The following is a 15,508-nucleotide window of genomic DNA, read 5'->3' as shown; positions in this document are numbered from 1 at the left end:
GCCAACATTATATTGGGCATTGCTATTGATGGTATTACAAATAATACAGAAAATACTTTAAATATCGTATCACTTATTGTCCTGATTTGCTGAGCATAGAGCAGGTCTAATACTATTTCCTAAATTTATACCGCACTATAATTTTTATGGCCGATCTTTCGAAAAATCAACAGATAAAGCGTAACTAGATAAATAGAATAGGTCGCAAGATGGGCGGCGGCGACACCCTTGAATCCTAGAACCGGGGTCAACAGGACCGTCGTGACCCAGAACAACCCGGCAAAGACGATTTCGGTAGTGATGAACAGCGTCGTCATCGCCCGCCCGAGCATCACGAACGCCAGCATCCAGCTCGCGATCTTCACCACGTCGCCCATCATCTGCAACGCGAACAGGTCGCGCATCGGCAGGAACGACGGCGCGAACAGGATCTGGATGATAAGATCGCGCAGCAGATACACGCAGCACGACAATAGTGCCACTACCGGGACCACAACTTTGAAGCTGTAAACGATTTCCGAATGGATGTCGCGAATATTCTTCAGTTCGGAAATCTTCGGAAGATAATAAAGCGACAGGGTGGTCGTAATGAACGTGAGATACAGGGCGCTGATCCGCCACATCGCGTCCCAATATCCGGCATAATCCATCCCGAACTGGACGACGAGATGCTGGCGAACCGCAATCAGGCTGAAGGGGCCGGCAACGGCGGTCGCGGCGGCCATCAGGACATAGCGTCCCAGTTTCGCGGCGAACGCCCGGTCGATCCGGCCGACCATGTCCCGCCAGGCGAACCAGTCGGCCGACATCGTCTGATGCAGGGTCACGAAAAACGTCAGCGCCTGATTCAAAGTCAGCGCGACGAGCGCGCCATAGAGACCGAACCAAAAGCTCAGTCCGATCGTCGCCAGCAGACCGATGATCGATCCTGCGATGCCCGACACGACGAACCGCCGCAGTTCCTTGCGTCCTTGCAGAATCGACAGGAAAAATGCGTTGAAACCGATCAGAACCAGCGCGGCGGCCAGCCACAGGAAAACGCCGTAATATCCAGCATCCCCCAACAGCAACCGTGCCAGCCAGACGCTCGCCACCGCCACCGCCACCGCGCTGCCGCACGACGCCAGCAGGGTTATCGTACCGGCAGTGCGCCATAGTCGCCGTTGCGCGGCAAGGTCATCGCCATGTTCGGCGGTGTATTTAGTAACCCCGGTTCCCAACGCGCCCGTCGCGAACGCGATCACCACGGTGATGCCGTTCTGGAACTGCCCTATCAGCGCATAGCCCGCCGGACCGACCAGAACAGCGAGAAACTTGTTGACGACGAGCGCGCTGACCATGCGCACGCCGACCGCCAACCCGTTCCAGACACTGGTCTTCAAAAGCGCCATGGTGACTGCGATCGATCAGGACGGACGGCGTTCGACCCAGGCATGGATTGCATCGACCACCCGCTGCGCCTCTTCCTCGGTCATGGTCGGCCCGATTGGCAGGCTTAGGACCTCGCGATGGATTGCTTCGCTGATCGGCAAGCTACCCTCACCGACACCAAGCTCGGCATAGGCAGGCTGGAGATGGGGTGGAATGGGATAATGAATCATCGTGGCGATGCCCTGCTCGCGCAGGAAGGCCGCCAGCCCGTCGCGATCGTCGGTCCGCACGACATACAGGTGCCAGACCGGTTCCGATCCGGTGGCGACGATGGGCAGGATCAGTCTGCTATCCTGCAGTCCGCGATCATAGACGGCCGCGATCCGCGAACGCTGGGCGTTCTCGGCATCCAATCGCTTCAAGCGAACCGCGAGGATCGCGGCCTGCAACTCGTCGAGCCGGCTGTTGTAACCCACGACTTCGTTGTGATATTTGACTCGCGAACCATAGTTGCGCAGCACCCGAAGCCGGTCGGCGATTTCGGGGTCGTTGGTGGTGACGGCTCCGCCGTCTCCCATCGCGCCAAGATTCTTGCCGGGATAGAAGCTCCAGGCGACCGCATCGCCATGCGCGCCTACCCGGATACCATCGTAGCGCGCACCATGCGCCTGCGCACCATCCTCCAGCACTCGCAGGTCATGCCGGCGCGCGATGTCGAGGATCGCGGTCATGTCCGCGGCCTGTCCATACAGATGGACGGGAAGGATGACCTTGGTTCGGGACGTGATCGCCGCCTCGATCCGTGCCGGATTGATGTTGTATGTCGCATCGGGCTCGACCGGCACCGGCACCGCCCCGACGTGACTGACGGCCAGCCACGTGGCGATATAGGTGTTGGACGGAACGATCACTTCATCGCCTTCGCCCACGCCCATCGCCAGCAGGGCGAGTTCCAGCGCGTCCAGTCCGTTGGCGACGCCGACGCATGCCTTCGCCCCGCAATAGCCGGCATAGGCCGCCTCGAAGTTGGTGACTTCATTGCCGAGAATGTACCAACCGCTGTCGAGCACCCGCGTCATCGCATCGGCAATCTCGTCCCTCGCGCTCGCGAATACGGCACCAAGGTCGAGAAAGGGAATGTTGTCAGTCAATGCGCGCGCCCTTGTCGTGCCCTGTCTCGGCCAGAAACGTGGAATATTCACGGATATAATCCTTGGGATCATATCGGTGCGAAGCGAATACCAGCAGCACCGCTCCGGGGGAGTATTGGTACTGGGTACCCCATATCATCGGCGGCATGTACAGCCCCTGATAGGGTTCGGACAGCACGAATTCACGCCGCGCGGATCCGTCGTCCACGATGCAGGTGACGCTGCCGTGGACGCAGACCAGGAACTGGTGGCATTCACGATGGGCGTGCTCGCCGCGGGTGTCCTTGCTGGGGACGTCGTACACCAGGAAATACCGCTCGGGAACGAACGGCACCGATTCCTCGAACTCGCCAACCGTTAGCTTGCCGCGCATGTCGACCGCGGTCATCATCCGGTGAAAGCTGACGCCACCGATCCCTGCGGGTTCGATCCGCGCGGCCTGCGCGCCACCGGCCATCACTGCGCGCGGTGTGTCGGTGTAACCGATGATCGTAGCCGGGTTTCCCTTGACGATCGCAAAGTCGGGAACCGACGTCTCGACCACCGCGCCCACTTCGATCCGCGCCTGGCGACCGATCGTAACGCCGGCAACGATCACCGCGTTGCCCCCAACGATCGCTCCCTTCTCGATCGTCGTAACCCGTCGATTATCCGCATCTCCAACCGGAGGAACCACCGAAACCCCCGGCCCAACGACGACATCATCGCCAATACGAAGCGTACCCGAGAAACTCGCGAACATGGCACCAGCGTCCAAAGAGGGCGCTGATTCTATACGTGCGTCTGACATTTAATCGGAACTCCCTACGACACTTACTTTTTAGCGAGCACCAAAACCTGTAACCATCGTCCTAACTGTTCGAGCAACAATAAGCAGATCAATCCATGGTGAAAAATGTTTCACATAATAAAAATCGTAATGAAGCTTACTTGTGACATCAGATATTTCTGCCACATGCCCTTGGTTTACCTGTGCCCAACCGGTTATTCCGGGACGTACGATATGGCGGTATCTATAAAACGGAATTTCTTCCTCATACCATTGCGAAAGTACCTCGGCTTCAGGACGAGGGCCAATCCAGCTCATCTCGCCACGTAAAACATTCAGCAGTTGCGGCAATTCGTCGATCCGTGTCATCCGCAACCACTTTCCCAATTTAGTAATCCGAGCATCGTCGCTTTGGGTCATAGCAGCATTACGCGCATCAGCTTCTGCTGCGGTAGCTTGCTTCATCGTTCTAAATTTATAAACTATGAACGGAAGTCCACGGTATCCAATGCGCCGCTGGCGAAATAGCGCCGGCCCTGGCGAACTAAGCTTTATTACAACTGTTACTACTAAGAGCGCAGGTATAAGTACCATAATAGCAATAGCGGCTAATACCCAATCTATTACATGCTTCAAACTCATGTAGGCTGAAATTGGCGATAAACTTCCAAAACTGCTTTCAGATAACTGTTCCAGCTCCACCCGGCCGGTCATTGATTCGTATAGATGCTTGATATGATATACCGGCAAGCCAGAAAGAGCATAATCCGCCAAGCGACGCTCCCATTCATCGGGCAAATCTTGACGGAGGTCGACAGCAACCGCAGCCAACCCGGAAACATCAGCCAAGGGGTCAGCCAAAGGGAACCAGCGAACTTGGCTCAACTCTTTCACATATGCGTTATTAGTCTCCCCGACTAATCCAATGCGTAAATCACGCGCCCTTTGTATTTTGAAATACACAACGTACATCCAGCATACGCTAAATATGAAACTACCGAACAAGACAGCGATCGAATAATTAAATCTGCCTAATACGAAAAATAGTATCAAAGTACCGTATGAAAATGCAAATGAAGGTACAATATATACACTGTACTCAGCCCCAGGATACGTACTGATTCCCCGGAATGTCAGCGTTCCAATACATACCGCAATAATACACCCGACAAAGGTCATTATAACGATGTGCTCGCTACCCTCTCCTGATAAACGGATTAAAAACGGCACTGAAGCCGCTATCAAGCCACCCGTTATCTGTAATCTTAGCGAATGCCAGGAGCTATTTCGGCTGACATCGAACAGGGACATGTATAAATCCTGCGTTTTGTAGCCTATATGCGCTTGCATCGCTCGACGTCGACGCAATCACATTGGCTACCTATAACGACCTTGTGACTGACGCGGGTGGCTAGAGACCGACGACAAAAAAGTAAACGTTCCTCTGCCTGCGCGTACGGATGGACGTCCTTGGCGTAGATAACAAATGCCTGATTTGGAGAGAATTTCTTTCAGTCAGCATCACGTCATATTATGCACAAAACCGACCGGGAAAGCCTCACCCCGTAAAAAATCTAGGCTCCTGCTTTATACCGAATAGCAGAAGCGACCAGTTCAATACCTGTGGTAGCCGGAGCAGAGGCATCTTGCAGGTTGTCGGCTTCTGCTTCGATCGTTAGCAGGCCCCTATGATGGACGCGCCAGTCAAACGTTTAGTGCCCCGTCGCCACGGTGACGACCGAGGCTGGTTCACCGAAGTCCATTCGGTGCCCGCCTTTGAAAAGCTCGGGATCACCTGCACCTTCGTGCAGGACAATCACTCGCTGTCGGTGCCCGCCTTCACCCTGCGCGGCCTCCACTTTCAGACGCCACCTAGAGGCCAAGACAAGCTAGTCCGCTGCATCCGTGGCCGGATCTTCGACGTCGCGGTCGATGTACGTAAAGGTTCGCCGACCTACGGTCAGTGGGTCGGGGCTGAGCTGTCGGCCGAGAATGGGCATCAGCTCTTCATTCCGATCGGTTTCGCACACGGCTTTGTGACGCTCGAGCCCGATTGCGAAGTCACCTATAAATGCTCGGACACCTATGCTCCCGCGAACGACGGCGGCATCGCCTGGGACAGCGTCGGCATCGATTGGCCGATACCTAGGGGAACCATCCCCGAGCTCAGCGCCAAGGACAAGGTGCAGCCGACGCTCGCCCAGTTCAACAGTCCGTTCGCCTATGACGGCCGCCGGCTGGCCCCGCTTTCCTAAAAAGGACCTCGACAATGCGTATTTTCGTCACCGGCGGCGCCGGCTTCATCGGTTCGGCGTTGGTGCGCCACCTGATCGAGAATACCGATCACGACGTCCTGAATTTCGACAAGCTGACCTATGCCGGCACACTGACCACGGTCGAGCGGGTCGCCGACAGCGACCGGTACCGGTTCGTCCAGGGCGATATCTGCGATGCGGAGGCGGTCCGTGCCGCGATCGCCGGCTTCCGACCCAACGTCATCACCCATCTGGCCGCCGAGAGCCATGTCGACCGCTCGATCGATGGCCCCGGCGCGTTCGTGCAGACCAATGTGGTGGGCACCTATACGATGCTTGCCGAGGTGCGCGCCTATTGGCTGACCCTCGAAGAAGAGGCGCGCAAGGCGTTCCGTTTCCACCATATCTCGACCGACGAGGTGTATGGCACGCTGGGTGACACCGGGCTGTTCACCGAAGACACCCCCTATGACCCGCGCTCGCCCTATTCGGCGTCGAAGGCGGGCAGCGACCATCTGGTCAGCGCATGGGGCCATACCTTCGGCCTGCCGGTGCTGATCACCAACTGCTCGAACAATTACGGGCCGTATCACTTCCCCGAAAAGCTGATCCCGCTGATGATCGCCAAGGCACTCGATGGCGAAAAGCTCCCCATCTATGGCAAGGGCGATCAGGTCCGCGACTGGCTGTATGTCGAGGACCATGTCCGCGCGCTGCAGGCGGTATTCGAACGCGGGCGACCGGGCCGGACCTATAATGTCGGCGGCCATAACGAACGGCAGAATATCGAGGTGGTGCAGACGCTGTGCGCGATCCTCGACGAACTACGCCCGCGCGCCGATGGCCGTCCTTACGCTGAACAGATGACCGAGGTGGCCGACCGCCCCGGCCATGACAAGCGCTATGCGATCGACGCGTCGCGCATCGGTGCCGAACTGGGCTGGCGCCCGGCGGAAACCTTCGAAACCGGCATCCGCAAGACAGTGGAATGGTATCTGGCGAACGAGGCGTGGTGGCGTCCGCTGGTCGCCGCCAAGGCCGCCGAACGGCGCGGGGTCGCGTGATGTCGCGTCGACCTGTCGACATGTCGGGTGCGCGATGAGGCCGATCCTCGTCACCGGGGCCAACGGACAATTGGGCCGCGAGCTGGTGCGCATCGCCTGCCCGGCCGGTTATGAGGTCGTCGCGCTCGACCGGGCCGCGCTCAACCTGACCGATCCGACGGCGATCGCGGACGTGGTCGCCTCGCGCGACTGGGCAGCCGTCATCAACGGTGCCGCCTATACCGCCGTCGACAAGGCCGAGAGCGACGTCGTCGCGGCGTGGGCCATCAACGCGTTGGCCCCGGCCGCCTTCGCGCAGGCCTGTGGCGCGGCCGGCATCCCGCTGGTGCAGGTATCGACCGACTACGTCTTCGCCGGCGACAAGGACGGTGCGTGGGAAGTGACCGATCCGGTCGCGCCGCTCGGCGTCTATGGCGCGTCGAAGCTGGGCGGCGAACTGGCGGTCCGCACCAGCGGCGCGCGCCATGCGATCGTCCGCACCGCGTGGGTCGTGTCGGCGCATGGCAGCAATTTCGTGAAGACGATGCTGCGCGTCGCCGCCACCCGGACCACGCTGTCGGTGGTCGACGATCAGATCGGGTCGCCGACCAGCGCCGCCGATCTCGCGCAGGCGCTGCTGGTGATCGCCGTCCGTCTGGCCGAGGACGCCGATGCGCCCACCGGCACCTTTCATTTCAGCAATAAAGGCGCGGTCAGCTGGGCCGGTTTTGCGCGCGCGATCTTCGCGCAATCGGCGGCACGCGGCGGGGCCTCGGCCGAGGTCGCGCCGATCCCGAGCAGCGACTATCCGACCCTAGCGAAACGCCCGGCCAACTCGCTGCTCAGCCACACCGCCATCCACGCCGCCTATGGCATCGCCCCACGTCCGTGGCAGGCGGCGCTTAAGCCTATTCTCGACGAACTGATCGGACATACAGCATGAAGGGCATCATCCTCGCCGGCGGCTCGGGCACGCGGCTTCACCCGGCGACGCTGGCGGTGAACAAACAGCTGCTGCCCGTCTATGACAAGCCGATGATCTATTACCCGCTGAGCGTGCTGATGCTCGCGGGCATCCGCGACATCCTGATCATCTCCAGCCCCGAATTCATTGACAATTACCGCCGCCTGTTCGGCGACGGATCGGCGTTCGGCCTGACCATGTCCTATGCCGAACAGCCCAGCCCCGATGGCCTCGCGCAGGCGTTCACCATCGGTGCGGACTTCATCGGCGACGACAACGTCGCGCTGGTGCTGGGCGACAACATCTTCTTCGGCGCGCACCTGACCGACCTGCTCGCCAGCGCCGTCGCCCGTCCAACTGGCGCGACCGTGTTCAGCTACCGCGTCGAAGACCCCGAACGCTATGGCGTGGTCGAGTTCGGCGAAGGCGGCCGCGCGATCAGCCTAGAGGAAAAGCCGGCGGTGCCGAAGTCGAACCACGCGGTCACCGGCCTGTATTTCTACGACAACCGCGTCGTCGACTATGCCCGCAACCTGAAGCCCTCGGCCCGGGGCGAGCTGGAGATCACCGATCTCAACCGGCTCTATATGGAGGCCGGCGACCTCTATGTTGAACAGATGGGGCGCGGCTATGCGTGGCTCGACACCGGTACGCACGACAGCCTGCTGGAGGCGGGGGAATTCGTGCGGACGTTGCAGAAGCGGCAGGGCGTGCAGGTGGCGTGTCTCGAGGAAATCGCGTTCGAGATGGACTTCATCTCAGCCGAGCAGGCGCGCGCGGCGGGTGAGCGGTTCAAGAAGACCGCTTATGGTCGGGCGATCCTGAACGCGGTGGATGGGCGCTAGTCCAAATCCCGCCGGTCGCTGGATCGGGGCCGGCGGTGACAAAGGGGGGCAGACCGACTAGGACGACACTCCCCATATTCCCGGAAAATCGTTCGTGCCGCCACTCGCCATCATCACCATGGTCTATAACGAGGCAGAGAAGCTGCCGATCTGGCTGCGGCATTATGCGCGGCAGGTCGGGCTGGCGCATTGCTACGTCATCGATCACGGGTCGGATGACGGGTCGACCGAAGCGCTCGGCGGCGCGAGCCGGATCGCACTGCCGCGGTCACCGCAGGACAATGACCAGCGTCTGGCACTGGTGGCCGACCTGACCCGCGGGCTGCTGCGCTACTACCGCCGCGTCGCCTATGTCGATGCCGACGAACTGCTGCTCGCCGATCCGGCGGGCTACCGCGACCTCAACGACTATGCCGAGCGGATGACGGCCGACGCGGTCACCTCGATCGGGCTGGAGATCGTGCATGGCACGGGCGAGCCGCCGCTGGAATCCACGCGCGGGGTGGGCGGACAGCGCGGCAGCGTGATCTTTTCCTCGTCGATGTGCAAGACCAACATGATCGGGCGCGGGGTCAACTGGGCACCGGGCTGGCATGCGCACGACGCCGCCCCGCGCTTCGACGATCTGTACCTGTTCCATCTGCGCCATGCCGATCTCGATCAGGCTCTGCGGCGGCTCGCCATCACCCGGGCGATGCCATGGGCCAGCGAAGCCGCAGGCCGGCACCAGCGCAACGACGACGACTGGATGCGCGGCGTCGTCAGCCATTTCGGTGGGCTGCCGTTCGATGTTGAAACAGGAGTAACGCAGCCTGACGGGCCGGTCGCGCAAGCGTTGCAGGCATTCGTAGCGGACGCCACGCCCGGTGCGACCCCGGCGCATCCATGGTCGGTGCCGCTGGCGCGCTATGGCCGGCCGCGCGTTGCGATCGAACCGCGCTTTCGCAAGGCGTTGGACGCATAATCCGCAATATCTTTAAGCAATTTTTACCATCGTCATTTACCGCTTGCGCCATCGCATCGCTGCCGGAGGGGCAAGACAAACGTGGCACGTAGCAAGCCGTCGAGGCTCGGCACGATCCGGCCGGACCATAAGCCGCCGGCCTCCATTGTGCCGGCCTCTCTACCCGCAACGGTGCGCTGCGCCGGGCGGGTGGAATCGATCGAGACAGGCGAGGGCTTCATCGTCGTCACCGGATGGGCGACCGATGCCGCAGGGCAGCCGGTCGATACCGGCCTGACGATCGAGATCGATGCCGAACGTCACCCTATCGCGGGCCTGTTCCCGCGCAGCGACCTGAAAGCCGAAGGCGTGTCGGCCGAGGCCTGTGCATTCTGTGTCGATGTCGCGCATGTCGGCACGCTGCCGCGCGTGCGGTTGCTGGCGGGCGAACAGGAATTATGGTCGAGCACCCGCCATGCCGTCGGCACCCACACCTTCCGCCCGGTGGCATCGTTCGATCAGGTCAGCCGTGAAGTGGTTTCGGGCTGGGTATATGATCCGGCGCTGTGGCATGGCAGCCGCGCCGCACAGACGCTGAAGCTGCGCGTCGGCGATCGGCTGTTGCCGGTCACCGTCGATGGGTGCCGTACCGACCTGCCCTTCTCCGCCGCGCGCGAGGGCAGCTTCCTTGGCTTTCGCGTGCCACTGGATGCCGCAGCGACGGCCGATTACCGCACCGGCAGCGACGTGCCGGTAACCCTGATCGCACAGGGCCATGACCTTGTCGAGGCGATGCTGCAGGTGACTGCGCCGCCCGCCCCCCCGGCCCCGGCAAGGCCCGTCGGCGTGCCGGACGGCTATATCGACTTTCATGGCTGGTCCGCCGGATTGAACGGTTGGCTGTTCGGTGGCTGGATTCGCAACGATGCGTCGGGGGGTACGTCGCTGACGCGGGCGCAACTCGACCGTGACGGTGCTGCGGACGACGCGGTGCTGCTACTTACTTATCCGCGGGCCGACGTGGCGGCAATCGGTCAGGGCATCCTCGCCTTCGTGCCCGGCGGCGCAGGGGAAGCCAGCGACATTGTCCATTTGCGGAGCGACGACGGACAGCGACTGGCGCTCAAGGTATCCGACACCGCGCAACGACTAAACGACCTCGAAGCGGTACGCACGGTGCGTGCGATCGTGCGCGACCTGCCGCACGCCGCCGACAGCGCGTTGGTCGAGGCAGTCTCGCGCCCGGTGTACGAGGGCGTCGATACGCTGGCCCCGTTGAACCGCCCGATCTTTCTCGAAGTCGACGAGATCGTCCGTGGTGGTACCGACGGGGTGGTGCTGATCGGTTGGCGAGTCGACCCGACGCAATCGATCGCGACGATCCGCGTCCGTTCGGGCGTGCTTGCTTCCCAGCCCCTTGGCGAGCGCTGGCTGACGGTCGATCGTCCCGACATTCGCGACACGCTGGGCCGCCGGTTCGACCTCGACCATGCCGGTTTCGGTTTCCAGGCCTATGCGGCGATCCCCGGATACGATCCGGCGCAACTCTATCTCGAAATTACGCTGAGCGATGGTGCGGTGGCGTTCAAGCCGCTGCCGGTCGCGGCGCGGGCCGGTCGCGGCGGCATCGTCCGGCTGCTGTCGGGCATGACGGTGACCGCCGACAATGTCCGCCATATTTGCGGCAAGGTCCTTGGCCCGCCCGTCGTTGGCATGAACCGCGAGCGCATCGCTGCCAGCGGTACGCCCGTGGTGATGGCGCTCGGCACCCTGTCGCCACGGCCGCGCTGTTCGGTAGTCGTGCCGCTTTATGGCCGGCTCGATTTCATGATGTACCAGATGGCGTTGCTGTCCGAGGCCGGACTAGCGGAGGACGAGTTGGTCTATGTCCTCGACCAGCCCGAGCGGAAGACCGAATTCCTGAACCTCGCCCGCTCCTGCCACCGCCGCTTCGCCATGCCCGCGCGCCTGGTACTGCCGCCCGAAAATCTGGGGTTCGCAGGTGCCAGCAATGCCGGCATGACCGCCGGCGTCGGCGACTATGTCTGCTTCCTCAATTCGGACGTGGTGCCGATCACCGGCGACTGGCTCGACCGGTTGGTGGCGGCGATGGAGACCGATCCGGGCATCGGCATCCTCGGCGCGCAATTGCTGTTCGAGGACGGCACGCTGCAACATGGCGGCATGGCGGTGCAGCGACTGGCGAACTTCGGCAACATGCCCTTCCCCTGTCATCCCGGCAAGGGACGGCTGCCGGCCACCGGCGACACCGTGCGCGACGTGCCACTGGTGACCGGCGCGCTGATGCTGATGCGGCGGACGCTGGTCGAGGAACTGGGTGGGTTCGACACCGACTATGTGGTCGGCGATTTCGAGGATGCCGATCTGTGCATGAAGGTGCGCGCGCGCGGCCTGCGCTGCGCGGTGCATGACGGGGTCCGTCTCTATCACCTCGAACGGCAGAGCCAGGGCAGCGCCGCGCAGGCATGGCGGCAGAATCTGACGCTGGTCAACGCCTGCACCTTCGCCGAACGCTGGGATGGCGCGCTGGCCGATATTCCGGTCGAAGACGAATTGATGGTGCTGGCATGAGTCGTTCCGCAAGATCCGCCATGGCGGTCGCAACCCCGCCGGCCGTAGCCGCGTCGGACACGCGCGTGCTGGTGATGTCGCACATGGACCCGCGCGTGTCGAAGGGCGGAGCGGAGATCGCCGCGTTCCAGCTGCACGAGGAACTGTGCCGCCGTCCGGGCTATCGATCCTTCTTCGTGTCGTGCGCGCCGGGCAAGATCGAGCGGCGCGACGGCGTGGTGTTCGGGCAGCCCTTCGGTGCCGACAATTTCGTCTATACGATGCGCGGGTTCGACCATTTCCTCCATTCGAACCCGGATGGCGAAACGGTGGCCGAACTGACCGCGCTCCTGCACGAAATCCGGCCCGACGTGGTGCATATGCACCATTACACCAATTTCGGGCTGGAGATGCTGCTGACCGTCCGCCGGGCGCTGCCCGAGGCGCGGATCGTCGTGACGCTCCACGAATATCTCGCGATCTGCAACCATTTCGGCCAGATGGTAAAACGCGGCAGCTTCGCGCTGTGCCAGAAATCCGGCCCGCGCGAATGCCATGGCTGTTTCCCGGAGATCAGCCCGCAGGACTTTTTCCTGCGTGAACTGTTCATCAAGCGCTTCTTCCGCCTGGTCGACCGGTTCGTCGCGCCGAGCGCCTTTCTGGCCGAGCGCTATATCGCGTGGGGCATTCCACGCGAGCGAATCGGCGTCGTCGAGAACGGCATTCCCGATCCCGAACGGCGCGGGCAACTTCCATACCCGACGCTCGATCGCGGCATCACCTTCGGTTTCTTCGGTCAGATTTCGCGGCTGAAGGGCTTCAACGTCCTGCTCGACGCCGCCGCCCAACTCGACGGCGACGACGACGCCGATATCCGGATCGAGGTGCATGGCGATTATTCGTCGCAGCCCGAGGATTTCCAGCGCGAGGTACGCGAACGCCTGCTCACCGCCCCGCGCAACCTGCGCTATATGGGGCCGTACGACAATGGCCGCGTCGACACGCTGATGCAGTCGGTCCATGCGGTGGTGGTGCCGTCGATCTGGTGGGAAAATTCCCCGCTGGTGATCCAGGAAGCGCTCGCCAATCGCCGTCCGGTCCTGTGTTCCGACATCGGCGGCATGGCCGAAAAGGTCCGCGACGGGGTGGACGGTTTTCACTTCCAGAGCGGCAGCGGCACCAGCCTTGCCGCCCTGCTGCGCCGGTTGGCGGCGGACCGGGGGTTGCTGGCGGAGATACAAGGAACGATGGCTATACCACCGACAGTATGCGAAACTGCGGATCGGATGATTGACATTTATTCCGGGTAACGGTCGACAAGCATACGATCAGCTCAGGCGCAGATTATACATTATTGCAATTTACGCAATAAAAATAAATACTTATGATCGATCTCATATAGCCGCGCAGATGCTACGACTGATTGGACATGAGGTGACATGCAACTCGACACGAATGCACTGAAATCGGTCGGTATCGATCTGGCCTTTCCCCGGTCGTTCGATATCTGGGGAGATGCCGCAATTGAATCTCCGGTATTTTGCGCCTCGAACCTGCGGTTCGACACGTTCCTGCGGATCGGCGCCTTCAGCAACCTGAACGCTTCCACCGAGATCGGCCACACCTCGATCGGCCGTTACACAAGCATCGCACAGAATTGCTTCATCGGTGCGGATCGGCATCCCACCGACTGGATATCGACATCGCGTGTTTTCTATGTCCCCGATTTTCGAGGCTTTTCCACCTTCGTCGGCGGCCGTGATCCCAGCACGCCGTTTTCGGCGACGGGAACGCCGACCAGGATCGGCAACGACGTGCTGATCGCCAACAGTTGCATCATCAATCGCGGCATCACGATCGGCGACGGTGCGATCGTCGCACCGGGCAGCGTCGTGACCAAGGACGTCCCCGCCTATGCCATTGCCGGCGGCAATCCGGCACGGGTGTTGCGATACCGGTTCCCGGATGCGATCATCGCAAAACTGCTCAACCTGCAATGGTGGAACTACTCGATCTTCCACCTCGAAAGCATCGATTACACGGACATCGGGAAGATGATCGATCGCTTCGAGGAAGTTCGGGATGAATTGACCGTGTTCGAACCCGGCTTTCACCTGACCCGGGAAAATTATTCCGGCTTCCTGCAATAGCGACGCTCGCCGCCGCCACGCGCGGCGACGTTCGTTCGATCAGATTGCGTGCCTCTTCACCCGGTCGATATAGGCCTCAACCTTCTGCTGGAAGAAAACGTCGCCTAGTGCGACGAACTTTTCGTAATCCGATCGCCAGTGGCTGCCCATGCCTTCCATTCCGGTTGCAGCTTTGAGCGCGTTGTAACCGTTGACCGTCTTGCGTTTTGCCTGTTCGACGCTGCGGACGGCATAATGGACCATGGCGAAACCATGTTCGGCGGCGATGACCATATCCGCTTCCCGGTCGGCACAATCGCGGATGAAATGGGCGCCCATTTCGACCATCGCGACGCCGTCGATGCGAAATGCACATTTGCGGACCAGTCCCGGCCCGAAACGGCTTCGGCATGGAAAACTGCGATGCAAATCCTGTTCGGGTTCGAACCGCTGCAGGGCAGTCACGGAGGCGGCATGGCTCCACGCGAACACGATCATCTTCGCATCCTGGCGGTCGGCATGATCGACGATCTGTCGCAGCGAGGCTTCGCTGTCGAACGCCTGCAATTCCTCGTCGGCATCTATTGGAAACGCCCAGCGGATCGGACTCCCGATCCCCGCGAATACCCGAGCAGCATAATCCACCAGCGCCATCGTCTTCACGTCCTGATAATAGCCGACGACCGGATCGCTGACGATGAAGGTGATCGCCGATGGATGATCGGCAGCGAAGCGGCGTATCTCGTCGCCCGTATTGTCCGTGCTGCCATTGTCGGCGATCATGAACTTTCGGAAGCCCTGCCGGTACGATGCCGCCAGACAGGCGTAAATCACGTCGCCTTCGTCCTTGGCCATCGTCACGTGCACGCATCCGGGCAATTCTGGAGCCTCCGCTGCCGGCGGTGCGAGCCGGACCTCGTAACCGGACAGAGGCTGAACCGCCAGCAAGGTGCGGGCGGACGCAAGTTCCTTCAATATCGCCTGATATTCAGCTGCCAGCACCCGCCCATGACAATGCCGTTCGCCCCGCCGCAGGATGTCCACTTCCGCAGCAAAATCACCATGTCGGCGATGGATTTGGGCAATGTGATAGTAAGACCACATATTTGCTGGCGCGACGGCAGCGGCGCGTTCGAACCAGCCAAGTGCCGATGCCTTATCATGAAGACGCAGATACATCTTGCCGAGTTCCAATGGCGCTCGAACATCGGACGGCGATCTGGTCTGCGTTTCATGCAGCAAGGAAAGCGCGGCTTCTGTATCCCCTTGCGCAAACAGCGTTTCGGCGTGGAGATTGCGCGCGACAATATTCCCATCTAAATCAGTTGCATGGCTTTCGTACAGACGACGGGCAGTGTCGTAGTCCGCTTTGGCAACCGCTGCCTGCAGTGCTGGAACCACATCGCTCATATTCGAAACTTGCCCTAAGAAAGTTGAAAATCCGATACGCCCAATCGAAACTTGCAT

13 protein-coding genes are annotated in these 15,508 nt (G+C 61.1%); 8 read left to right on the top strand and 5 right to left on the bottom strand.

All coding sequences use genetic code 11. The features are described from left to right. Positions 1-125: 125 nt before the first annotated feature. From ASE90_RS11905 to ASE90_RS19230, 4 genes are all read right to left on the bottom strand, one after another. Positions 126-1,391: an O-antigen translocase gene (locus ASE90_RS11905; RefSeq protein WP_056000681.1), complete on the bottom strand. Its 1,266-nt coding sequence runs from the start codon at positions 1,389-1,391 to the stop codon at positions 126-128. A gap of 15 nt (positions 1,392-1,406) precedes the next feature. Beyond that, positions 1,407-2,522, bottom strand: a complete 1,116-nt coding sequence (locus ASE90_RS11900; RefSeq protein WP_056000678.1) for a DegT/DnrJ/EryC1/StrS family aminotransferase — start codon at positions 2,520-2,522, stop codon at positions 1,407-1,409. After that, entirely contained in the window at positions 2,515-3,264 is a 750-nt protein-coding gene (locus tag ASE90_RS11895; RefSeq protein WP_162235087.1) for a WxcM-like domain-containing protein, read from the bottom strand. Before ASE90_RS11895 ends, ASE90_RS11900 begins: the two co-directional genes overlap by 8 nt. 78 nt (positions 3,265-3,342) lie before the next feature. Further along, on the bottom strand, positions 3,343-4,602 hold the full coding sequence (locus ASE90_RS19230) for a sugar transferase (RefSeq protein ID WP_235531785.1): 1,260 nt from the start codon (positions 4,600-4,602) through the stop codon (positions 3,343-3,345). A 377-nt stretch (positions 4,603-4,979) separates the two neighbouring features. Here ASE90_RS19230 and rfbC point away from each other — a divergent pair, with 377 nt between their 5' ends. The 8 genes from rfbC to ASE90_RS20870 all read left to right on the top strand — a co-directional run bounded on the left by rfbC (position 4,980) and on the right by ASE90_RS20870 (position 14,062). After that, the gene (rfbC, locus tag ASE90_RS11885; RefSeq protein WP_235531783.1) at positions 4,980-5,546 is read left to right on the top strand and encodes a dTDP-4-dehydrorhamnose 3,5-epimerase; all 567 of its coding nucleotides are present in this window, start codon (positions 4,980-4,982) and stop codon (positions 5,544-5,546) included. Between the two features lie 14 nt (positions 5,547-5,560). Beyond that, positions 5,561-6,610 carry a dTDP-glucose 4,6-dehydratase gene (gene rfbB / locus ASE90_RS11880; RefSeq protein ID WP_056000669.1) on the top strand — a complete coding sequence of 350 codons (1,050 nt, stop codon included), beginning with the start codon at positions 5,561-5,563 and terminating at the stop codon, positions 6,608-6,610. 34 nt (positions 6,611-6,644) lie between these two features. Further along, positions 6,645-7,532, top strand: a complete 888-nt coding sequence (rfbD, locus tag ASE90_RS11875; protein ID WP_056000667.1) for a dTDP-4-dehydrorhamnose reductase — start codon at positions 6,645-6,647, stop codon at positions 7,530-7,532. Next, positions 7,529-8,398, top strand: a complete 870-nt coding sequence (gene rfbA / locus ASE90_RS11870; RefSeq protein ID WP_056000664.1) for a glucose-1-phosphate thymidylyltransferase RfbA — start codon at positions 7,529-7,531, stop codon at positions 8,396-8,398. Before rfbD ends, rfbA begins: the two co-directional genes overlap by 4 nt. A gap of 94 nt (positions 8,399-8,492) precedes the next feature. Further along, a complete protein-coding gene (locus ASE90_RS11865; RefSeq protein ID WP_156361554.1) occupies positions 8,493-9,362 on the top strand; it encodes a glycosyltransferase family 2 protein in 870 nt (289 codons plus the stop codon). 81 nt (positions 9,363-9,443) lie between these two features. Next, a complete protein-coding gene (locus tag ASE90_RS11860; RefSeq protein ID WP_156361553.1) occupies positions 9,444-11,933 on the top strand; it encodes a glycosyltransferase family 2 protein in 2,490 nt (829 codons plus the stop codon). Between the two features lie 20 nt (positions 11,934-11,953). Beyond that, the gene (locus ASE90_RS11855) at positions 11,954-13,222 is read left to right on the top strand and encodes a glycosyltransferase family 4 protein (RefSeq protein ID WP_056000655.1); all 1,269 of its coding nucleotides are present in this window, start codon (positions 11,954-11,956) and stop codon (positions 13,220-13,222) included. Between the two features lie 129 nt (positions 13,223-13,351). Beyond that, positions 13,352-14,062 carry a CatB-related O-acetyltransferase gene (locus ASE90_RS20870; protein ID WP_056000653.1) on the top strand — a complete coding sequence of 237 codons (711 nt, stop codon included), beginning with the start codon at positions 13,352-13,354 and terminating at the stop codon, positions 14,060-14,062. Between the two features lie 39 nt (positions 14,063-14,101). Here ASE90_RS20870 and ASE90_RS11845 read toward each other — a convergent pair whose 3' ends face one another. Beyond that, positions 14,102-15,508, bottom strand: coding sequence for a tetratricopeptide repeat protein (locus ASE90_RS11845; RefSeq protein ID WP_162235086.1), 1,407 nt, complete (start codon positions 15,506-15,508; stop codon positions 14,102-14,104).

The sequence above is a fragment of the Sphingomonas sp. Leaf67 genome, from assembly GCF_001421965.1.
GTDB lineage: Bacteria > Pseudomonadota > Alphaproteobacteria > Sphingomonadales > Sphingomonadaceae > Sphingomonas.
This window is presented reverse-complemented; position numbering and strand designations above follow the sequence as displayed.

What these genes read in the sequence shown, in the direction of transcription:
- ASE90_RS11905 (WP_056000681.1), bottom strand. Translation starts at nt 1,391, where the DNA reads ATGGCGCTTTTGAAGACCAGTGTCTGGAACGGGTTGGCGGTCGGCGTG.
- ASE90_RS11895 (WP_162235087.1), bottom strand. Translation starts at nt 3,264, where the DNA reads ATGTTCGCGAGTTTCTCGGGTACGCTTCGTATTGGCGATGATGTCGTC.
- ASE90_RS19230 (WP_235531785.1), bottom strand. Translation starts at nt 4,602, where the DNA reads ATGTCCCTGTTCGATGTCAGCCGAAATAGCTCCTGGCATTCGCTAAGA.
- rfbC (WP_235531783.1), top strand. Translation starts at nt 4,980, where the DNA reads ATGATGGACGCGCCAGTCAAACGTTTAGTGCCCCGTCGCCACGGTGAC.
- rfbB (WP_056000669.1), top strand. Translation starts at nt 5,561, where the DNA reads ATGCGTATTTTCGTCACCGGCGGCGCCGGCTTCATCGGTTCGGCGTTG.
- rfbD (WP_056000667.1), top strand. Translation starts at nt 6,645, where the DNA reads ATGAGGCCGATCCTCGTCACCGGGGCCAACGGACAATTGGGCCGCGAG.
- rfbA (WP_056000664.1), top strand. Translation starts at nt 7,529, where the DNA reads ATGAAGGGCATCATCCTCGCCGGCGGCTCGGGCACGCGGCTTCACCCG.
- ASE90_RS11855 (WP_056000655.1), top strand. Translation starts at nt 11,954, where the DNA reads ATGGCGGTCGCAACCCCGCCGGCCGTAGCCGCGTCGGACACGCGCGTG.
- ASE90_RS20870 (WP_056000653.1), top strand. Translation starts at nt 13,352, where the DNA reads ATGCAACTCGACACGAATGCACTGAAATCGGTCGGTATCGATCTGGCC.
- ASE90_RS11845 (WP_162235086.1), bottom strand. Translation starts at nt 15,508, where the DNA reads ATGCAAGTTTCGATTGGGCGTATCGGATTTTCAACTTTCTTAGGGCAA.